This is a genomic window from Peribacillus sp. NPDC094092 (assembly GCF_050279365.1).
Classification (GTDB): Bacteria; Bacillota; Bacilli; order Bacillales; family DSM-1321; genus Peribacillus.
The window spans coordinates 28,165-48,208 of record NZ_JBNNUC010000004.1; the positions used below are offsets into that span (position 1 = coordinate 28,165).

20 protein-coding genes are annotated in these 20,044 nt (G+C 37.8%); 4 read left to right on the forward strand and 16 right to left on the reverse strand.

Annotation, left to right across the window (positions count from 1 at the left end; genetic code table 11):
- Nucleotides 1–288 precede the first annotated feature (288 nt).
- A complete protein-coding gene (locus tag ACQKNS_RS18625; RefSeq protein ID WP_427644774.1) occupies nt 289–1,200 on the reverse strand; it encodes a hypothetical protein in 912 nt (303 codons plus the stop codon).
- Nucleotides 1,201–1,437: 237 nt separating this feature from the next.
- A complete protein-coding gene (locus ACQKNS_RS18630) occupies nt 1,438–2,331 on the reverse strand; it encodes a selenium metabolism-associated LysR family transcriptional regulator (RefSeq protein WP_427644775.1) in 894 nt (297 codons plus the stop codon).
- 131 nt (nt 2,332–2,462) lie between these two features.
- Here ACQKNS_RS18630 and ACQKNS_RS18635 point away from each other — a divergent pair, with 131 nt between their 5' ends.
- Nucleotides 2,463–3,488, forward strand: coding sequence for a YeiH family protein (locus ACQKNS_RS18635; RefSeq protein WP_427645135.1), 1,026 nt, complete (start codon nt 2,463–2,465; stop codon nt 3,486–3,488).
- Between the two features lie 24 nt (nt 3,489–3,512).
- On the opposite strand, the gene speD is transcribed toward ACQKNS_RS18635, so the two are convergent.
- The 10 genes from speD to ACQKNS_RS18685 all read right to left on the reverse strand — a co-directional run bounded on the left by speD (nt 3,513) and on the right by ACQKNS_RS18685 (nt 13,824).
- Complete coding sequence (gene speD / locus ACQKNS_RS18640; RefSeq protein ID WP_427644776.1) at nt 3,513–4,349, reverse strand: adenosylmethionine decarboxylase; 837 nt, start codon at nt 4,347–4,349, stop codon at nt 3,513–3,515.
- Nucleotides 4,350–4,508: 159 nt separating this feature from the next.
- Nucleotides 4,509–5,171 carry an ABC transporter permease gene (locus ACQKNS_RS18645; RefSeq protein ID WP_427644777.1) on the reverse strand — a complete coding sequence of 221 codons (663 nt, stop codon included), beginning with the start codon at nt 5,169–5,171 and terminating at the stop codon, nt 4,509–4,511.
- Between the two features lie 17 nt (nt 5,172–5,188).
- Entirely contained in the window at nt 5,189–6,106 is a 918-nt protein-coding gene (locus tag ACQKNS_RS18650) for an osmoprotectant ABC transporter substrate-binding protein (protein ID WP_427644778.1), read from the reverse strand.
- An 11-nt stretch (nt 6,107–6,117) separates the two neighbouring features.
- Complete coding sequence (locus ACQKNS_RS18655; RefSeq protein ID WP_427645136.1) at nt 6,118–6,744, reverse strand: ABC transporter permease; 627 nt, start codon at nt 6,742–6,744, stop codon at nt 6,118–6,120.
- Between the two features lie 39 nt (nt 6,745–6,783).
- Nucleotides 6,784–7,938, reverse strand: a complete 1,155-nt coding sequence (locus tag ACQKNS_RS18660; RefSeq protein ID WP_427644779.1) for a betaine/proline/choline family ABC transporter ATP-binding protein — start codon at nt 7,936–7,938, stop codon at nt 6,784–6,786.
- Nucleotides 7,939–8,146: 208 nt separating this feature from the next.
- Nucleotides 8,147–9,322 carry an acyl-CoA dehydrogenase family protein gene (locus ACQKNS_RS18665; protein ID WP_427644780.1) on the reverse strand — a complete coding sequence of 392 codons (1,176 nt, stop codon included), beginning with the start codon at nt 9,320–9,322 and terminating at the stop codon, nt 8,147–8,149.
- A 663-nt stretch (nt 9,323–9,985) separates the two neighbouring features.
- On the reverse strand, nt 9,986–10,213 hold the full coding sequence (locus ACQKNS_RS18670; protein WP_427644781.1) for a hypothetical protein: 228 nt from the start codon (nt 10,211–10,213) through the stop codon (nt 9,986–9,988).
- Between the two features lie 836 nt (nt 10,214–11,049).
- A complete protein-coding gene (locus tag ACQKNS_RS18675) occupies nt 11,050–12,063 on the reverse strand; it encodes a bifunctional metallophosphatase/5'-nucleotidase (RefSeq protein ID WP_427644782.1) in 1,014 nt (337 codons plus the stop codon).
- A 46-nt stretch (nt 12,064–12,109) separates the two neighbouring features.
- On the reverse strand, nt 12,110–12,319 hold the full coding sequence (gene tatA / locus ACQKNS_RS18680) for a twin-arginine translocase TatA/TatE family subunit (RefSeq protein WP_427644783.1): 210 nt from the start codon (nt 12,317–12,319) through the stop codon (nt 12,110–12,112).
- Nucleotides 12,320–12,378: 59 nt separating this feature from the next.
- Complete coding sequence (locus ACQKNS_RS18685) at nt 12,379–13,824, reverse strand: alkaline phosphatase PhoX (RefSeq protein ID WP_427644784.1); 1,446 nt, start codon at nt 13,822–13,824, stop codon at nt 12,379–12,381.
- Nucleotides 13,825–14,622: 798 nt separating this feature from the next.
- Between ACQKNS_RS18685 and ACQKNS_RS18690 the strand changes: the two genes are divergently transcribed.
- The 3 genes from ACQKNS_RS18690 (at nt 14,623) to ACQKNS_RS18700 (ending at nt 17,302) form a co-directional block, all read left to right on the forward strand.
- A complete protein-coding gene (locus tag ACQKNS_RS18690; protein WP_427644785.1) occupies nt 14,623–15,636 on the forward strand; it encodes a multicopper oxidase domain-containing protein in 1,014 nt (337 codons plus the stop codon).
- 16 nt (nt 15,637–15,652) lie between these two features.
- Nucleotides 15,653–16,822 (forward strand): ZIP family metal transporter, encoded by a 1,170-nt coding sequence (locus ACQKNS_RS18695; protein ID WP_427644786.1) that lies wholly within the window; start codon nt 15,653–15,655, stop codon nt 16,820–16,822.
- 255 nt (nt 16,823–17,077) lie between these two features.
- Nucleotides 17,078–17,302, forward strand: a complete 225-nt coding sequence (locus ACQKNS_RS18700) for a twin-arginine translocase TatA/TatE family subunit (RefSeq protein ID WP_427644787.1) — start codon at nt 17,078–17,080, stop codon at nt 17,300–17,302.
- Nucleotides 17,303–17,544: 242 nt separating this feature from the next.
- Here the strand turns inward: ACQKNS_RS18700 and ACQKNS_RS18705 are convergent, their stop codons facing one another.
- The 4 genes from ACQKNS_RS18705 to ACQKNS_RS18720 form a co-directional block, all read right to left on the reverse strand.
- Nucleotides 17,545–18,228, reverse strand: a complete 684-nt coding sequence (locus ACQKNS_RS18705; RefSeq protein ID WP_427644788.1) for a C40 family peptidase — start codon at nt 18,226–18,228, stop codon at nt 17,545–17,547.
- A gap of 904 nt (nt 18,229–19,132) precedes the next feature.
- Nucleotides 19,133–19,264: a DUF6254 family protein gene (locus ACQKNS_RS18710; RefSeq protein WP_427644789.1), complete on the reverse strand. Its 132-nt coding sequence runs from the start codon at nt 19,262–19,264 to the stop codon at nt 19,133–19,135.
- Nucleotides 19,265–19,377: 113 nt separating this feature from the next.
- On the reverse strand, nt 19,378–19,560 hold the full coding sequence (locus ACQKNS_RS18715) for a hypothetical protein (RefSeq protein ID WP_427644790.1): 183 nt from the start codon (nt 19,558–19,560) through the stop codon (nt 19,378–19,380).
- Nucleotides 19,561–19,744: 184 nt separating this feature from the next.
- The gene (locus ACQKNS_RS18720; protein ID WP_427644791.1) at nt 19,745–19,978 is read right to left on the reverse strand and encodes a hypothetical protein; all 234 of its coding nucleotides are present in this window, start codon (nt 19,976–19,978) and stop codon (nt 19,745–19,747) included.
- Between the last annotated feature and the right edge of the window lie 66 nt (nt 19,979–20,044).

Sequence of the window (20,044 nt, forward strand, 5' to 3'; positions counted from 1 at the left end):
CTTTTCATCACTTAAAACCGCAAAATATTTTTCTGTAAATTGTAGTTTTTCATGAAATTTTATCCATCATATGAATATACTAATCTATAAGGGGAGTGATTCAGATAGCCTTTTTAAATGCCTTCAATAACTTTAAAAATGGGAAAAAGTCCAAGAAAATAAAAAACATGAATTTTCGGGAACAACACGTAAAGAACTCATCCGAGCTCATTGGGAATAATGAAATTGTCCAAAATATAATAAATAATCACCTTTCCAAAAAAAATAACCACTTGTAGGGTGGTTTTTTTAATTATTAAGGGAAATCGTTTCATTCTTCTCCAGCTTCTCACTCGCATCGTAAATATAGTGATATTGTAAATAGTAATCGTATATGACATTATGCAGGATCTTAAGCAATGATTTATCGAATGTATCGAATTCAGTCTCGTAACTATTTAAAACAGTGACAAATTTCCCGTCCATGTTTTCGAAATAATGGATAAGAAAGTTCTTGTAATATTCACTATCACTATTGCTTTTATTCGTAATGCATGGATCGCCGGTTTGAATGGATTTATCAAGCATGGCTTTGATGGATTTAGGCAGCTTTGCTTTTTTGAAATGGTTCAGGGTATAGATATCGTAGGTAAATGAAAGTCCTAATTGATCGGAATAAAAATCTACGGCACAGTCCAATGTATAAATTAAGGGTGTTTTAAAGTCCTTGCTGTTGGCAATTTCCTCTGATATCTCCAATTGATATTCCTCGGACGTTAAATACGCAGCAAATTTCATTTTTGAACTGCTCATGCTGAATACTTCGTAAACGGCTGCATCTTGTTTTTCAATTTCAATTTCGATATTAAAAAATTTAAAGTGTTTTAAACGGTAAAAAGCAATCGGTGCTAATAGGAAAAGCAATATCCAAACAAGGTAAAGAAATAACGTGTTAAAGATGATTTGATAAAAATCAGACGTTACGATCGGTTCAATGATTAACGATATCAATGTATGTTCAAAGCCCTGAGATATAGGGGGATTTATGGCAGGACCAACGGCTTCTTCTGGCTTTTTCAAAGTTTGGATACCTAAATGAGCCATTGCGACAAGGGTATAAATAAAAATTAATATTGTCCCAATCACATAAAATTTTGGCATGAATCCTATAATCCTGTCGAAAACAGAAATTCGCTTATCTTTCTGCTCCTCTATAGCCAATGTGGTTTCTCCTTTTGAGATTATTAATATCAGGAAAAGTCTAAGGACTTAGATCTTCCTGAACACTGCCTATTTAATTTATATGTTTTAAATAATATGAAAATACGTAAAATTTGCATAATCATTGACATATTCCAAAATACTTTCGACGTTTTCATTAAAATTAAAAATTTTTCGTCGTTAAAAATGCCCAACCTCTACATAGAAAATGAAAGGATGAGCAAAAGTTTAGGTGATTTATTTAGGACGGCCCTTTATCGCAAATTCTTCGACCTTCCTCAAAAACAACTCCATGGCTTTTGATGCTTCGAGGTCTAACTTTTTCACGATTGAAAAAGGTCTTATAATGGATTCATTTTTCAAATGAAAGGTTTTCAATTCATTGGACTTCAGTTCTTTTTGGACAGTCAGTCGTGATAACAGGGCAATGCCAAGCCCCGCCATCACCGCTTCTTTCACTCCTTGGATACTGGTGAAAATAAACGACTTCTTTATATGCAACTCCAGGTTGCTCAGAAGTTTATCGGAATATGTACGGGTTCCCGATCCTTGCTCCCTAAGCACCCAAGTTTGGTTTTGGAGTAATGTACTCTCGATGAAATCCATCTGTGAAAGTGGATGAACCGGGGGGACGACGACAATCATCTCGTCATTCATGAATGGTCTGACATCAATATCTTTATAATCCGTTTCACCTTCAATCAATCCTATATCAATCTTATTCGAGCGTATTCCTTGTATGACTTCATTAGAATTCGAGATGATGATTTGTATGTCCACCATCGGATATTGAGCCGCAAACTCCGCTAAAACTTTTGGAAGGTAGTATTCACCTATCGTGAAGCTTGCACCTATTTTCATCGTTCCGCTAACCACGTTATTAAATTCATTTATTTCTCTCTTTGCAGTCTCATAGTGATCAAGCATTTGCTTTGCATGTCTATATAAAATTTTTCCCGGCTCTGTTATTTGCACTTGTTTGGGAGAACGATAAATTAATTTCGTTCCCAATTCATTTTCAAGATTTCTTATGTGAAGACTGACTCCTGGCTGCGACAAGTTCAGAATGTCCCCAGCCCTTGAAAAGTTTTTCTGTTCGATTACGGTGACAAATACTTTTAACGGATCCATGGTTACCTCCCTTATTCTTTGTAATCCATTTTATCATAAGTAGAAGTAATCATTGAAATAGCAAATATATATTTCACTTATTTTTAATGAAGCTTTAAAGTTAAAGCATCAACATAGATGGAGTGATCACACTGGAACAAACAAACGTCGAAACTAAAAAACTTGGATTTACAAAAGGAATAGCATTGACTTTGCTCATAGCCATTGTTGCAAAATACTTAGCAGAGCTTCCATTCCTTCATATAATGGGACAGTTAGTCATTGCAATATTGATTGGAGTTGTTTGGAAAGCGATCATTGGCGTCCCAGCCTACACTGTTGCAGGGACAAATTATTCAAGTAAAGTCCTTTTGAGAATGGGCATTATTTTATTGGGAATGCGCCTGAACCTAAAGGATATATTTAATGCCGGTCCGAAAACATTTGCAGTGGGTGCCATATGTCTTGTATTTGCTATATTAGTAGTTTATGGACTGACCCGTCTTTTTAAAGTTGAGAAAAAGCTAGGCATATTGACAGCTTGCGGAACGGGAATTTGTGGGGCTGCTGCCATCCTGGCAATTTCCTCCCAAATAAAAGCAAAAGAAAAAGATACAGCAATAGCCGTAGCGACTGTTGCCGTTTTAGGCACAACCTTCACTTTCGGTTATACTATCCTATATCCATTATTAGAGTTATCCGATCATGGCTATGGTATATTTTCGGGTGCGACACTCCATGAAATCGCTCATGTGATCGCCGCATCAGCGCCAGGGGGAAGTGAGGCAGTCGACTTGGCAGTCGTAGTCAAATTGACTAGGGTGGCGCTGCTCATTCCCGTTGCCATTTTAATCGGTTTCATCATGAATTGGAAAGAACGATCAAGAGATGACGGAAAGAAAATTTCCTGGAAGTCCATTCAAATACCTTGGTTTATTTTTGGATTTTTGTTAATGAGTTCCCTCTATTCTACAGGTGCAGTTCCTGAACCCATAGCCGATAAAATTGTTATGCTTTCCTATATCCTCATGGCTATGTCCATGGCAGGACTAGGATTGAATATTGACCTCGTAACCTTTAGGAAATATGGCGGTAAACCTTTTATTGCTGGACTGATCGGCTCTATATTATTGACTTGTCTGGGGTATGTATTAGTCCAGGTTCTCCATTTAAATTAACTTTTCAATCAAAACAAGCATCCCTTAATCGGCATGCTTGTTTTTTTCTATTGGATGCGGTACATTGGCACCGTAAAAAATTTCATCCATCTCCGTTCGAAGCCTTTCTATAATTTCTTCCCTTTCTTCTGTATTCAGCTTTTCCTCTGTATAGCCGAATAGGTAATTATTAATATCGAATCTTTTCAGCTTACATTTTGTATGGAATATATTTTCCTGGTATACATTCACATCAATCATGTCATATAAACCCTTTACTTCATCAGGAATATAGTTTTGAATGGAATTAATATCGTGATCAATGAACAATTTCCGCCCATCTTTATCTCTCGTAAAGCCTCTTACTCGGTAATCGATCGTGATAATGTCGGTATCGAAGGAATGAATGAGATAATTAAGGGCTTTGAGAGGTGATATTTCCCCACAAGTAGAGACATCGATATCGGCCCTGAATGTGCTAATGCCTTCATTTGGATGGAATTCAGGGTATGTATGTACGGTAATATGGCTTTTATCCAGTTGCATGACCACATTATCAGGCAAAGGCCCTGGTGATTCTTCATAAGTTCCTGTAGGTACTTCTACGACAGGACCTTCCGAAACAAGAATGGTTACACTTGCGCCTTGAGGGACATAATCCTGTTTGGCCGTATTTAAAACATGTGCCCCTATTAAATCAGAAACATTGTGCAAGATCTTCGAAAGCCGCTCTGCATTATATTGTTCATCAATATAATCCAGGTATGCCTCTCTTTCTTCCCTGGTTTTTGTGTAACAAATATCATACATATTAAAGCTTAAAGATTTGGTAAGATTATTAAAGCCATGAAGTTCAATGCGCTGCTCCGGTGTAAGTTTCATGATTGATTCCCCTTATATTTTTTTACGACTACCCTTATAGTTACCCTTTTTCCGAAATAAAAAACTAAGTCAGCCAGTCTAAGCTTCTGACTTATAATCAGTATTGTCATTTCTGGCCATGGAAAAGCCATTGCATTAACATGCAATGGCTCTTTTGGTTTAGGCAGTATGAATTTTTTTCTTTTTTATCGGTGAGAGAATTCGTTCCAGCCATCCGAGTATAAGATCTGAGAGAATCGCCATCAATGCTGTCGGGATTGCTCCTGCGAGTATGATTGCTGTTCCATTTGAAGCATTCGTTCCCCTGACAATGATATCCCCCAGTCCGCCTGCACCTACGAATGTTCCGACCGCGGTTACTCCAATTGCGACGACAAGGGCTGTACGTAAGCCAGCCATGATGACTGCCAGAGATAATGGCAGTTCGACCATTCTTAGTAACTGGAGCTTCGTCATCCCCATTACCTTGCCAGATTCTAAATAAGCTTGTTCGATACTTGTAATACCTACATAAGTATTTCGGAGGATTGGCAGTAAGGAATATAAAAACAATGATAAGATTACCGTATTTGTTCCTAACCCCATTACTAGCATCAGGAGAGCGAGCATAGCCAATGCTGGTGTAGTTTGTATGACATTCGTTATCGAAAATACCCAATTGCTCAATTTCTTATGTTTCGCGATGAATATGCCTAACGGGATAGCTACAATTGCCGCAAATATAACTCCATAGGCGGACATCAAAAAGTGTCGATAAAATTCAGTAAGTACATACATCCAATTTTGGGAATAATACGTTCCCAGCTGTTGCAAGGTTTCCATTAGTGTGCACCTCCCATTTATTCAAAGTATTTATGTGCTTTAAGGAATTCCGATGCTACGACCGATGGTTCCTTCAAGTTCCCATCAACTTCATAGTTCAGTTCCTGCATGGTTTCTGTAGTGATTTCACCAATTAACTTGTTAAGCTCACCTTCAATTTCAGGAAATCGTTCCAATAATTCTTCGGTAACGACTGGTGAACAGTCATATGGAGGGAAATATTGTTTATCATCTTCCAAAAGCTTCAAATCATTAACCTTAATCCGTCCATCTGAGGAATATGCAAGGACAATATCCATCTGACCACTTTTGACTGCATCGTATACCAAGCCAATCTGCATCGGATAAGTTTCCCCAAATTCCAATCCATATGTATCGACGAACCCTTTATAACCATCCCCTTTTCTTTTCAGCCAAGCACTGTCTACACCTAACCTTAAATTATCTGCATCCTTTTTTAAATCCGATATTTTCTGATATCCCTTTTTCTCTGCCAATTCATTTGAAATCGTAAAGGCATAAGTGTTATCGAATCCGTAAGAATCAAAAAATTTGAACCCATATTGTTCTTTGAACTCCCTTTGAACGATTTCCATCGCCTTTTCTGGATCCTTTTCAATTTCCTGACCCAGCACACTCGTTAAATCAGTCCCTGTATATCGAGTTGCAGCTATGTCTATGTCACCTGTCTCCATCGCCTTTTGCTGAACGAAATTGGAACCTAGATTTTTAATGATTTTCGTATCAACTTCCGTATTCCTTTCAAGGAGTTGAGCGATCATGTTCGCCAAGATTTCGGATTCGGTCATGCTTTGGGCACCGATCTTTACAGTAGTTTCAGAAGATGACCCTAAACCAGGCAGGGAGCAGCCGGTGATCACTAATGAACAAACTAAAAGGGTCATGAAAATGGTACGTCTCATTTTTTTATACATGGTAATCCTCCTCAAGCAACTTCCTTCATACCTTTCAATCCTTTTGGTACGACTTTTCGTTCAATGATCGAGAATACATAATCCACCAGGATAGCCATGATGATTACCGGAACTGCACCTGCGATGATATATTCTGTTTGGTATAAATTCAAACCGATAAAAATGTAATCTCCAAGCCCCCCGCCTCCAATAAAGGAGGCTAGGGTGGCCCATCCAATTAAATAGACGGAAGCCGTACGGATGCCAGCCATGATGACGGAAAGTGCAAGCGGGAATTCAACCAGACGAATTCTCTCCCAGCTTGTCATCCCGATGCCACGTCCGGATTCCAGAAGATTTTCATTTACGCCTTTAATGCCCGTGTATGTATTTCTAAGAATGGGTAAAACGGAATAGAAAAATAACGCAATGATTGCGGGTGTTTTCCCAACTCCGAGGAAAGGAATGAAAAAGGCCAGGACCGCTAAACTCGGCAATGTTTGCATAATGTTTGCTATTCCGATTATTAACGAAGCGCTCCTTTTCATTCGCGTCAACATGATTCCTAGTGGTACGGCAACTATTATTCCAAGGAAAACAGCAATCAAGGAAATATATAAATGCTCCCACGCCTTGTAAACCAATTCTTGCCAGTTCATTTGTAGAAAATCGAGCAAAGTTTCCAACACATTCACCTCCTAAAACATTTCTGCCATTTCTGTCATTTGATTTTCTTCCTCTCCCCAGATGCTGTCATATACGATATCCACCAATGTAGCTCTAGTTACAATTCCGACCAAATGTTTATTTTGGTCAACTACGGGCACGTATTTGAATCCACGTTTTAAAATCTTCTGAACGGAATCTTGGATTAAAGTATCCTGTTTCACTGAATAGACTTCAGGATTTATGACTTCACTGATAAATTTAGCCTTTTTGCGATATTCACTGATCGTTTCAACATCCACGAACCCTTTCAACACATTTTGCTCATCGACTACAAGTAAAGAATCAACCCTTTTCTCGCGCATGATCGATATGGCGTCTGTAAGGGATTTTTCTTCTGTAATGGATATTGGATTTCGACTCATGATTTGTTCAACCAATTCAACATTTGGTCTAGTTTGAAGAAGGCGATCTTTGCCGATGAATTCTTCCACAAACTCATTGGCAGGGTTTCTGAGGATATCATCCGGCGTTCCCACTTGGACGATTTCACCAGCTCTTAATATGACGATCCTGTCGGCTAGTTTAATGGCTTCATCCATATCATGGGTAACAAAAACGATTGTTTTATCAAGTGTTCGCTGTAGATTTTTGAATTCCTCCTGAAGGGCATCGCGGGTGATTGGATCTAGTGCGCCAAAAGGTTCATCCATTAGTATGAGTGGAGGATTGGAAGCTAGTGCTCTGAGAACGCCTATCCTTTGTTGCTGCCCGCCGCTCAATTCGTAGGGATACCTTTCCAAGTATTCAGGTCCCATATCGACAAGCTGTAGCAATTCCAGTGCGCGCTCCTTTTTCTTCTGTTCATCCCATTTTAGAAGTTTTGGAACAAGGGTTATATTTTCAAGAATCGTCATGTGAGGGAAAAGGCCGATTTGCTGGATGACGTAACCTATCTGTCTTCTTAATTCGACTGGATCTTCATCCAAGATATTTTCACCATTAATAAGTATCTTCCCTTCCGACGGTTCGATAAGGCGGTTAATCATTTTCATTGTCGTTGTCTTACCGCATCCACTCGGACCAATAAAGCAAATGAACTCCCCTTTTTTAATATCCAATGATATATTATTTACAGCTTTCTTTCCTCCCTTATAGATTTTCGATACATTTTCGATTTTTAACATAACAAGCACCTCCAACATTCTCGTAAAATTACAAATTTTACAAATATATTAATTTTCCATTTGCACAGTCTTTTCTACCCATATAGATAACTGTATAAACCTTTTATTTTTAAAAAACTAGTTCAATGGAATTATATAGAATAAATGGTAAAAAAAACTACCCCAAGTTAATTGAGGTAGTTAAAAGATTTATAAAATTAAAGATGAATTAAAACCCAATATTTTTAGAAATAAGGGTTTTTACAGCTTCATTTGTGCCTGTAAAGAAAGTTGTCAAAGGAATATCCCGGTAACGCTGGGCAATTTTAGCGTCCCCTACATTTCCATAGCCATCATGTAATTGCATGCACTTATCAGATATTCGCTTGGACATTTCCGTTATCCAATATTTTGCCATCGATACTTCAGCTATGATATCCTCCCCAGTCATATGTTTACAGATCAAACCATCAACAAATGTTCTTCCCAGATGAATATCTGTCGCTATTTCAGCAATGGTAAACTGTGCATTTTTAAACTTACTTATTTTCTTTTCAAATGCTTTCCGCCCGCTTATAAAATTCATCGTTAAGTGAAGCATTTCTTTCGCTGCCATTAAAGACCCGATCGCACAAATTAGTCTTTCCTGCTGCATTTTTTGCATGATATATGAGAGGCCCTTCCCTTCCTCCCCAAGGAGGTTGCCAACAGGAACAGAAGCATCATCGAAAAATAGTTCGGCTGTGTCTAAGCATCCCTGTCCTGTTTTACCAAGCTTTCTTCCTCGTGAAAATCCTGGCGTATCTTTATCAATGATCAGCAAACTGATTCCGCCCTGGGAAGGAACAGCATTAAGATCAGTTTTGCATGCCAATATCATGAAGTCGGCTTTAAAGCCATTTGTGACAAATGTTTTGGCTCCATTGACAATATAATACCCATCTTTCTTAATCGCTGTGGTTTGAATATTCGCTATTTCCGAACCCATTCCCGGCTCTGTCCATGCAAAAGCTGAGATCAATTCACCTGTTATGAACTTTGGTAAATATCTTTGTTTCTGATCTATTGTTCCGAATGAGGCAAGATAAGGGGCTACAACATCAGAATGAATGGATATTCCTCCTAACGCTGATCCAACCATTTCCAATTCCTCTGCCAGAACAACTGAATATCCAAAATCTGCTCCTATTCCACCGAACTCCACATCAAGCCATGGACATAAAAATCCATTATCTCCAATTTTTTCCCAAAATGAACAAGGTATCTCCCCCTCCTTTTCCCATTGTTCATAAAAGGGTACAGCCTCCTTGGCGAGAAAATCACGAATTGATTGTTTAAATAATAAGTGTTCTTCCGTTAGGAAGGAACGAGAATCATCCTTATTGATTGCCATCGTGCTAACCATGGGTTAACCTCCATTCTCTAACGATTTTGTACGTATAATCTTCTAACATGATCAAGTTAAATCCTCTGTTGTAAACGATTACAATCGCAAATATCCAAACTGTTAAAAGGGCCCACAATATTCTTGTTCAACAAAAGTATTGAATTCCCTTTATAAATCTATTTTTTACCATTTTAAATCTTGATTGTTTATTACTTAACTGCTTTGAATAGGGGTTTACTATATATATTCTATCGAGGTTATTTTTGGAATATAATTTGTATTTAATTAACAAATTTCCTATAGCACTTAACTATGTAAAAACAGGTGCGAAAGTAAATAACCTAAACTTTACATAAAGAAAAAATACTCTGGAGAATATCTCATCCAAGAGTATTTTTTACGATACCACTTTTTCATTTAACTGCCTCTTTTCCTTATCCGGTATAAAAGCAGTGAACTTTGGAAGTGGCAAATTATTCTTCCCCTGTATGTGGGTTTCTAGTTCGACCTGCTCGGTCGTACACTTCAAATGTACCAAATCTAATCAAATTAGAACTCGTAAAAGTAAGGAATCTGAGAATTACTTTACGATGTTATGAAGTTTGTTATGGCCCTGCACCAATCACTTTGGTCCATCGGCTATGCCCTCTACAATGTTTATTCTCTATTCCTTCACAAATTTTAAGCTTGGATTTTTCCATTAATGACAACACACTTCCCATTTGTAGGTTGCTTTATCACCCTTCCGTCCTTGATGTAAACTGTGTAAGTATTATTGACTTTAGCATCTAATCTTGCTAGGTCTCCCGTTCTTGCTATGATATTTTTGACAGCTTCCCTCTTTAGATTATCCATGACTTTCCTTTTCATTTGTTCCCGTTTGTTTTTTTGTTTATTTTCATCAACCATCAGGATCCCATCCTTTTTGTTTGATTTATGTCTTCTCCGGATATAGTGTATTATATTTTTACCAACTTGTTACCTTAATGCTTTTCCTTATTGATTTATTTTGTAACGTAACAGGTATGTAAAGAGCTTATAAATAAAATGGCTCACGCTAATGATTACAAAAAAAGAACACACATAAAAACAGGATGCAACTGAATGTTGCACCCTGTCTGAAAAAGGGGTTTGCTTCATTTCGAATCAGCATGAATTCTCTGCGATAAACACCTCATCTACATTAGAGTAAATACTGGTATCTGACTAGAGTTTATCATCCAAAGCAACCATCTCCTATATCTTAAAAGTTTTATCAACTTTCAAAGCATAATTGACAATTATTGAATGAGTTTTTTGCTTTTACGTGCAAGCGAACCATCTCCTTGCTCGAACGATTTTTTAATGAAGCTTCCAGTAGTTAAGTTAAACGTCTTTAACTAACACCTCATTTACTAGATGATATGAATCATACGTAAATCACTAGCCCCTTCTTCTTTATTTATGATGACCAGTAACGGGCAAAATATAATTGGTTTTTTATGGAACAAACGTTTACTTCCTCACCTCACCATCCTTATTACACAAAAAGGGAGCCGAATTTACAACACAGACAAAATCGACACTAAGTTCGACGTTCTCAGTGGAAAGAGCGGAAATTCGCAAAATAAAAAGACCGGCAGTCGTTAGTTTTCACTGACTCCTGCACAACCCCTTGCATTCTTGCTGCATAATTAATAAAGAAAGGACAAAGCGAAAATCTCGCTTTATCCATACCTCAAACCATTAAGAAGACTTCATTTGGATTATTGCGCTTTCAACTCTGAACGATATTTGTCTATAATCGCTTGTATCTCCGAATCGGCTGGGACATTTGTGACGTCGTATAGGGATCCATCGGATTTGACTAGGGTCATTTTGCCGTCAACAACTTCAAAAGACAAATCCAGACGGCCCAAATAATGTTCCTGTTCTCCGCCAGCTTGAGTAATTGGCACCATCACCTCTCCGTTGAATTCGTATTCGGGTGTTTCAATGACTTTGTGTGTATCTGCGCCGATTACCGCTGAAACTCCTGGAACCTGAGCCAACTTGTGTTCTTCAGTGTTTCCGGCATGCGAAAGAACAATGTTAATGTCCGACTTTTCACTCACTTCAGGAAGCAACTCATTCAATGCTTCAACCGGTTCGATGAAATCGAGGTCAGCAACATCATTCCAACCGCGAATTTCCGGCTTCATCGAGGTAAGGCCGATCATGCCGATTTTTACGCCATTGAAAGTAAAACTCTTCCAAGGCTTGACATTCTGGATGTACTTTCCTGTTTTCCTGTCAATGACATTACCAGTAAGGATGGGGAAATTCACGTTGCGGTGGTAATTCTTTAACTGTTCATACCGGCTGTCCTCTGTGCCCTCACCGGAAGGGTAAACGCGGAAGTCGTTGTTTCCGAGAACCATTGCATCATAGTCCAAAGCTTTCAAAAGAGACGTCTCCAACTCTCCTTGTCCTGCCTGAAACTCGCCGCGCAGAAAGACGTCCCCGCCATCGACAAGAAGTAGCTTCTCCTCTTCATTGCGCACATTTTCAATGATGGTGGCATACTTCGCAATTGAATTGTGATGAATGGTTCCATCATCCAGCGTGACGAGGTCATCCAAATGACCATGAAAGTCATTCGTCTGGAGAATGGTGAGTTCAAACTTCTCTCCCTCCTTGAGCTTTTCCTCCGCACTTGCTATTACGGGCTGTCCGACAAAAGCAGCAGCCATCGCCAACGAAAAGCATCCCGTCAATAAATTCCTTCCCCTTTTATTCATCCTATTTCCTCCAAGCAATTACTCTATTAATTGTTAAACATGTTATTTAGTTTCGAGTCTTTTCTGTTTTTTCAAGAGCGACAAGTTTAGTTTTTTCTTCTTTGTCATTGCTGATTAAATCATTTGTTGCCTTTTTAAATTCATTTAAAGTTTTCCCGAAAGCACTTCCGATTTCCGGTAATTTAGAAGGACCAAAAATGATTAACGCAATGACTAGAATGAGAATTAAGCCAGGAATGCCGATACTAGATAACAATCTTCTCACCCCCTAAAGCATGATGGTTTGTTTTGTACTCAAAAAAATGCGATGATTACTTATAAAATTGGCATACCATGCCGCTCTAAAGCTGCTGCTTCTAATACAGACATGCCTTGTTCATTTGCAAAAGCCGTAAGTTTATCCGAAACAATGGGAGCAAGACTTGCTGGTGGCAGAGCCTGGTTCATAGCTCGTCTACGGGTTGAATTTCTGCGTGCAAATGGTCCCCAAATCGCAAAGGTGATACCTGGTGTTTGCATATTTACAAAGAAAGTGTTTCCATCTGGAGAAAATGTAGGGCCAGCAAATTCAGAACCATTCATCATATTTTCAGCGAAAGTATATATATTTCCTTTAGGAGTTAATCCGACAATACGATCATTACCGCCACCATCTTCCGCAATCCATAAATCTCCCCAAGGAGTGATTGTAATGTTATCTGGTGCTTCTAAATCATTTTTATCCGTAGACTCATAGAATAGTTCTAAGGTGTTTGTTGCTGGCGTGTAGCGATAAACACGGCCTAGGCGTGCTGAACCTGCACTTGTATCATCAAACCATAAAGTACCTTCAGAAAAATAAGCCCCTTCTAAGCGGCTAAACTGAATACAGCCTTTTTCCTTAGCGTCTTGCTGTGCGATTTCAGGATTTAATTTTTTCCAAACAATACCGAATTTTTGCCTAGTACTAAATTGACTTGCAGCTGCAGCTGGTAATTCATCAATCGCTGCTGCTTCAAGTGTACCGCCCTTTTGCAGAGAACCTAGTTTTTGACTACGGTCATGTGGTGTAAAACGGTACAAGAAGCTTGGACTTGCGTCTTCCGTTAAATACCAAATTCCTGTTGAAGGGTCAACATGCCCTGCCTCATGTGAAAAATAACCCATATCACGGATTGGTGTTCTTGACATTTCGTTTTCAGGATCAAGCGGATTTACTTCAAATACAAAGCCATGTCCCATATCACGAGTTTCTTCCATTGTTAACCAGGTACCCCACGTCGTAGATCCACCCGCACAGTTACGGATCGTACCTGAACTTGATACATACTGATCAATGACTTTATTATTTTGTCCAACGATTAATGTGGTTGTGCCGCCCGCTGCACCAGCGCTCCAAGGTTTTTTTCCGTTTACAGGGAAATCTGAATTTGTCCCATTTTCATGGTTTCTTACAAGAATGGTTGTACTCTTCTCCCCCTTATAGGCAGCCATTCCATCGTGAGCAGATGGGACAAGGTCACCATTAGGCATAACATCACCAGTTTGTGAAAGCATTTTGTAATGAAATCCCGTTGGCAAATCAAGAACACCATTCGGATCCTTCACTAACGGGCCATATCCACCAAAACCGCTTGTTGGATTGCTAGATTCCACTGCAAATCCTTTTGTAGCTCCCGCAAGAGAAAATACGCCAGTTGAACCAAGTGTTAATGCTAAAGTGCTCATTCCACCAACTTTTAAGAAATCACGTCTGTTTAAACCGCTATTGCTAGGTATCATTAACATTACCTCCAAAATTTTTTTGTGGGATGCTATATTCCTTATAGCAAACTCTACCCTCAAAATTAACAGACCTTTTTAAATGTTCCGTTAATTACGTGTGATTTTATAACTTCGTATGAAAAACAAGCCAAAAGTCACAGTTAATACGAAAAAAATGGATGTTATGACCACTTTTGCAACATGCATAAGGTGGAAAATGATGGTATGGGTCCAAAGTCGAGAATAAACTAAGGATTTTGTCATAAAAGGACCGATCCAGATTATTAAAGCTTATTAAAAGTTTGTAAATAATACACGATGACAAACTTGTTAACCCGATTATTTTGCCTAAATCTAGTAAATTTTCGAAAGAGGATTCGGTTAAGGACATCCTTAACATATAGTGCTACAGAATGCGCTGCCCCCAGCTCAACAGGGATTGAAAATCGAACTTGGAAGCAAAGCGCGAGGCTATAGAAACTAAAAGCAAAGATCATGACTCGCTATACCGCAACCGTAAGCCTTCGATTCAATTAAGGATCTTATTCAAAGCTGGCTGTACGAAATCAATAGGTCTAGGGCATGACTCAGGTATATGAAACGAGACTTATTGTAGAGTTTCCGTCTCATAGAGCACATATTGTTTTATTTATAGATTATAAAAAATCCCGCCAGTCTTAATACGGTTGAAAATCCCCCACCTGAGCAATAAGTAGCCTAAAAAAATAGTTGACATGAAACTTGTACCCAACTTAAAGTATAGCCTATACAACAAAAAGTTTCCTTAAAGAAACTTTTTTAGGAGGGGGTCAAGAAATGTCGGATGATAAAAAGGTTTCACGAAGAGACATTTTAAAGATGGGGGCTGCTGGTGCGTTTGGAATAGCCGGGTCATATTATCTGAATAAAATGGCACAATTCCCACCAGTGGCTCAGGCATCCATTGATTCATCTCAAAAGAATGATCATTCCAGTCATGTAAATATGGTTGATCAAACAAAAACCACAGGTTATAAAATGGCAGAACGGCTCCTTACAGAGTTTGATTATGGTAAAGTTACTAAGCTGTCCAACGGACAAATCCTTCGGGAATATGAAGTAGTGGCAATTGATAAAGAAATCGAAATTGCCAAAGGAATTAAATTTCCAGGCTGGACGTATAACGGATCAATTCCAGGACCATCTTTTCGTTGTACCGAGGGGGACCTTTTACGGTTTCACTTTATTAATAAGGGCAGCCATCCCCACTCTATTCATTTTCACGGAATTCATCCTCCAGAGATGGACGGTTTAACATCCATTTATCCTGGACAAAAATTCACGTACGAATTTAAAGCAAACCCATACGGATTACAAATTTACCATTGCCATGTACTCCCCCTAGCCCGACATATCCATAAAGGCTTATACGGTAATTTTATTATTGATCCAAAGAAGCCAAGAGAGCCTGCATTTGAGTTAAACATGGTTATGAATGGATATGATTTGGATTTAGACGGCGAAAACGAGTTTTATACGGTGAATGGCTATGCCTTCGCATTTATGAATCACCCTATTAAAATCAAAAAGGATCAACTAGTAAGGATCTATCTAAGTAATTTAACTGAATTCGATTTATTAAATTCGTTTCACTTACATGCGAATTACTTTACGTATTATCCAACCGGGAGAAACGATAACTCCTCTCAGTTCACAGATACCATCATGCAATGTCAGGGAGAACGCGGAATCATTGAAGTTCGGTTTCCGTACAAGGGAATATATATGTTCCATGCCCATGTAAGTGAATTTGCTGAGTTAGGCTGGATGGGATTCTTTGAGGTTGAGTAAAAAAAGGAGGGATAATATGAAGAGTAAAAGATTGATTACAGTATTAATACCGTTAGTATTCCTTATAGGAGTACTAGGATGGGTGCTAAAGAATGGAGCAGGTGTTGAAAAAGTTCCTTCAGCACCGATAGAAGTCTTGAACATTGAACGCATCAAGGTAACTACAATCGGTTTCGAAATATTTGTTAGTAATACCGGACCCAAATCCTTAACGATTTCCCAAGTGATGGTTAATGATTCAGTGTGGAATTACAAGGTCTCTCCTCAAGCAAAACTTGAACGATTTGATGAGGGAAAGGTGACCATCTCCTATCCATGGGTGGAAGGTGATCCACATACGATTAAGTTAATTACAGAGAATGGGATTATCACGGAAGGCGAAGTTTCTGCTGCCACACTCACTCCAGAAACCACCTGGAGCAACTTTCTTAATTACGGCTTAATCGGCTTTTACGTTGGTATTGTCCCGATTACATTGGGGCTGTTGTGGTATCCCTTTATGAAACGCTTCTCACGAAAATCCATAAATGGGATTCTCGCCCTTACCGTTGGTCTCCTTTTATTCTTATTTGTCGGGACTTTAGCTGATGGATTTGAAATTGGTGCTGAAGCACCTTCAGTCTTTCAGGGAAATATGGTTGTCATAATCGGGGCTTCATTAACCTTCTTATTATTGATCGGTTTTGATCAGTATCAACAAAGAAAACAAGAAAAGAAAGGATATTCTCCATTTGGTCTGGCTTTGTTGATGGCTACCGGAATAGGGCTTCATAACTTTGGAGAAGGTTTGGCAATTGGCTCTTCCTTTGCACTAGGTGAAGCGGCTTTAGGCACCTTTTTAATTATCGGGTTTACCCTGCACAACATTACGGAAGGGATTGGAATCGCTGCTCCTTTATTAAAGACCACACCTCGATTTAGAGTTTTTCTATTACTGGGAGTTATCGCAGGTGCACCTGCCATTGTAGGTACTTGGGTTGGCGGATTCATCTTCTCACCAATTTGGGGATCTTTGTTCCTTGGTATAGGTGCAGGGGCAATTCTTCAAGTAATTTATGTAATAACGAAAATGCTCATTGAAGATCATAGAAAACATAATGAAGCATACGTTTCATGGCTAAACCTTTCTGGATTCGCAATCGGACTATTAGTCATGTACTTTACTGCATTTTTTGTGAAATTTTAAGGGGTGCCTTAATAAACTTGATGGGTCCATAAACAATTCGGACTTGGTAGAGCTGTGGGTTCAACATTGATGGGCAAGAAAGGTAATAAATTTAGAGTTAGAAAGAGCATAAAAAAAACAAATATCAACGGTGATAAAATAAATCAGGACTAAAAAAACTCGATAAGAAATGGATTCAAACGGCATTTCTATATTGAAGTAATTCTAAAAAATGAGTATAGGAATTAAAATATTTAATTACTTGGGGGAAGCATTATGTTTCAAAGTATAGGTATACCGGGTTTAATTTTAATCCTTGTCATTTCCTTGATAATATTTGGACCTAAAAAGCTGCCGGAAATCGGTAGAGCTTTTGGACGTACTTTAACTGAATTCAAAAGTGCTACCAAGGGATTAGTAAATGATGAAGATAAGGATCAGGGGGAAAATCCTGAGTTAACGAATGTTGAAAAGAAGCAGGATAAATCAACAGTTTCATAATTGAGACGAGGCAACTCGTCTTTTTATTTTTCATTTTAAAGGATACATCCACCCATGAAAAAAATGAAATCTTATTGGACATTTGGAGGAACTTGCTCCACGTTAATTGATGAATAGTCTGGATTTGCGGGGTTTAATGCTAGCATCCTTATTAGATTGATAAGGATCACATAGGACTTGTGGTTGAACAATTTTAAAAAATAAAAGCCAGTTTCTAAAAAAGAACTGGCAAATTTTCTCTATTACATTCTTTTTGCTCCTAAATATCTTTTCTTCCAATAACTATTATCCATAGAGGTAATGCTTACACCATTTGATGATGAGCTGTGTATGAATTGATTACCCCCGATATAAATACCAGCATGTGAGGCACCAGATTTATAGGTCTCATAAAAGACTAAATCTCCAGCTTGTAGTTTGGAAACCTTTGTCCCCTTTTTATAAATTTCAGATACCGTTCTCGGTAAAGTGACATCTGCGCCTTTATCAAAAACGTATTTTAGGAATCCGCTGCAATCAAAACCTTTAGGCGTAGTTCCCCCCCATACATACCGTACATTTAAATGTTTTTTTGCTTCTTTCACTATAGCAGAAGATTTATTGCTTGCTTTATTCACATTAGCTACGGTGGATGGCTGCTTTTTTACACCCAATGCTTTATATGTATTTGGACCTACAATACCATCAGCTTTTAAGCCTTTATTTTTTTGGAACTTTACAACTGCACTTTTAGTAACCGTACCAAAATATGTAGTTGTATTCTTACTCTTAAAATATTCTTTTTTCTTTAATACCTCTTGTAATTGTTTTACTTCGGTATGGGTCATTCCACTTTTTAACGTCCGATCGCCCAATGCAGCATTACTAACCAACGGATTTGATAGTAACAATCCTGAGACTACAAAAGATGCTATAATTTTTTTCATTTTCTCCCCCGATAAAATCCTTTTTTTATGATTTTATCAGCTTTAAGTGACAAACATATTTACCTAATTTTACATTATCATTACAAATTTATGCATAATGTGTGTAAAAAATACAAAATATCTAAAATACTCCTATCATTCTTTTTCTTTCTTATTTTGAAATGATTATTAATTATACTTTTAAAAGGCTGCCATTTGGCAGCCTTATTAACCCGCTTGTTGCTCTATATCTATTGAAGAGTTAACACAAACTATTGTAATAAACAAGCACTAAACTTATGGTCTGTACCCATATCCAAATCCGAATAAAAAAAGTAATAAATAAAAAAATGGCAGTTGGTGGAATGAAACTTACAACAACCAATCCATTAGCTGTTTTGCTATGTACACTTCTATACCATTTGTAATAAATTAAAAGGAGAATTACTGCCAAAGGCCAGGAAAAATATCCAACCATCATGTCAACCCATCCTGAATGCTTATCCCAAAATACATCTGGTACAGGGAGGATATTCTCAAATTGTCTATCAATTTTGTTTTTAGTTTTTATAAAGATATAAGAAATTACAGTATAATAAGCTACTATTGTAGCTTTTATCCACCAATAAAAAAACCTATTGGAAATTACGATTATAAAAATAATTGCAGCATTACAAACAACCCTGTGTATCCCAAAACAAAATCACCTCTAAATCATTTTAACCAATTAATCTATCAAATTCCTTAAAATGTCTAATACTACCCCTTCAAAGACACTTTGCTTGTGAACCACTCTGCCCCATTGGTTGATAAAGGGTAAATTTCAACAAAACTTTAGGTAACGACAAAAAAGAGGATACCCCAAAGTAAGTGACCTCATGTGGGCCTCTGGACCTTTGGGATAGCCTCTCATTCTTAAGCGGTTTTACTTAGTTTCAGATTCATTTTTACCCATGCCTTCAGATAATTGTTCAAATGATTTAACTTTACCATGTGGATTCTGCGATTGTTTACGATCTTTCCATTGGCGTTCTTCTTGTCGCTTAGATTGAGTCATCTAAATAAGCTCCTTTACATAAAGTTCAGTAAACCGTTAGAAGCAAGAAAAGCCTCCACCCTTGTACCCGGTGCAGCCATCACTTATGATAGTTCGAGTTTGGCAAGCATTGATTAATGCATGCCTTTCCACTCACCTTGATTTTTAGATGCTTTTTCTTTTTTTGCTTTATTTTTATGTGCTCGATTAGCGTTTGCACTACCAAATTCTTGAGAAAACTCTGAATCGGTTTTGTTTGAATTGAATCCTTGTTTGTTCTTTTGGTCTGCATCATTTTTCTTGGTTCGTTTTGCCATGGAACCCCCTCCTTCTTATCTTTAGTATGAGATCAGAAAGAAGAAATATACCCCGAATAAAAACCGATAATAACATGAACCTTTCATGTAATTCTGCTAAAACACAAAGTGAATAATAAGTTCCGGTTCGGTTATTTTATAAGTTACATACTAACGATATTGCTGTTTTCCATATAACTTAACATCAGAATTTCTTGAATTGGATTTTTCCATTAATGTTCATACACTTCCCATTTGTATGTTGTTTATCATCCTTGATGTTTAAATTGTAGGTATTATTGAGTTTAGCATCTAACCTTGCAAGGTCTGTCGTTTTTGCTATGATGGTGACAACTTCCCTCATCAGATTACCCTTACCATCCTTTTTCCATTTTTCCCGTTTGTTTTTTTGCTTATTTTCATGAACCATCGGAATCATTATTCTTTTCCTTATTAATCCGTTTTGGATATTTTTTGTTCTACTATAAAACAAGTTATGGTAAAA

What these genes read in the sequence shown, in the direction of transcription:
- ACQKNS_RS18630 (WP_427644775.1), bottom strand. Translation starts at nt 2,331, where the DNA reads ATGGATCCGTTAAAAGTATTTGTCACCGTAATCGAACAGAAAAACTTT.
- speD (WP_427644776.1), bottom strand. Translation starts at nt 4,349, where the DNA reads ATGAAACTTACACCGGAGCAGCGCATTGAACTTCATGGCTTTAATAAT.
- ACQKNS_RS18645 (WP_427644777.1), bottom strand. Translation starts at nt 5,171, where the DNA reads ATGGAAACCTTGCAACAGCTGGGAACGTATTATTCCCAAAATTGGATG.
- ACQKNS_RS18650 (WP_427644778.1), bottom strand. Translation starts at nt 6,106, where the DNA reads ATGTATAAAAAAATGAGACGTACCATTTTCATGACCCTTTTAGTTTGT.
- ACQKNS_RS18655 (WP_427645136.1), bottom strand. Translation starts at nt 6,744, where the DNA reads ATGAACTGGCAAGAATTGGTTTACAAGGCGTGGGAGCATTTATATATT.
- ACQKNS_RS18660 (WP_427644779.1), bottom strand. Translation starts at nt 7,938, where the DNA reads ATGTTAAAAATCGAAAATGTATCGAAAATCTATAAGGGAGGAAAGAAA.
- ACQKNS_RS18665 (WP_427644780.1), bottom strand. Translation starts at nt 9,322, where the DNA reads ATGGTTAGCACGATGGCAATCAATAAGGATGATTCTCGTTCCTTCCTA.
- ACQKNS_RS18670 (WP_427644781.1), bottom strand. Translation starts at nt 10,213, where the DNA reads ATGGTTGATGAAAATAAACAAAAAAACAAACGGGAACAAATGAAAAGG.
- ACQKNS_RS18675 (WP_427644782.1), bottom strand. Translation starts at nt 12,063, where the DNA reads ATGAATAAAAGGGGAAGGAATTTATTGACGGGATGCTTTTCGTTGGCG.
- ACQKNS_RS18685 (WP_427644784.1), bottom strand. Translation starts at nt 13,824, where the DNA reads ATGATACCTAGCAATAGCGGTTTAAACAGACGTGATTTCTTAAAAGTT.
- ACQKNS_RS18690 (WP_427644785.1), top strand. Translation starts at nt 14,623, where the DNA reads ATGTCGGATGATAAAAAGGTTTCACGAAGAGACATTTTAAAGATGGGG.
- ACQKNS_RS18695 (WP_427644786.1), top strand. Translation starts at nt 15,653, where the DNA reads ATGAAGAGTAAAAGATTGATTACAGTATTAATACCGTTAGTATTCCTT.
- ACQKNS_RS18700 (WP_427644787.1), top strand. Translation starts at nt 17,078, where the DNA reads ATGTTTCAAAGTATAGGTATACCGGGTTTAATTTTAATCCTTGTCATT.
- ACQKNS_RS18705 (WP_427644788.1), bottom strand. Translation starts at nt 18,228, where the DNA reads ATGAAAAAAATTATAGCATCTTTTGTAGTCTCAGGATTGTTACTATCA.
- ACQKNS_RS18710 (WP_427644789.1), bottom strand. Translation starts at nt 19,264, where the DNA reads ATGACTCAATCTAAGCGACAAGAAGAACGCCAATGGAAAGATCGTAAA.
- ACQKNS_RS18715 (WP_427644790.1), bottom strand. Translation starts at nt 19,560, where the DNA reads ATGGCAAAACGAACCAAGAAAAATGATGCAGACCAAAAGAACAAACAA.
- ACQKNS_RS18720 (WP_427644791.1), bottom strand. Translation starts at nt 19,978, where the DNA reads ATGATTCCGATGGTTCATGAAAATAAGCAAAAAAACAAACGGGAAAAA.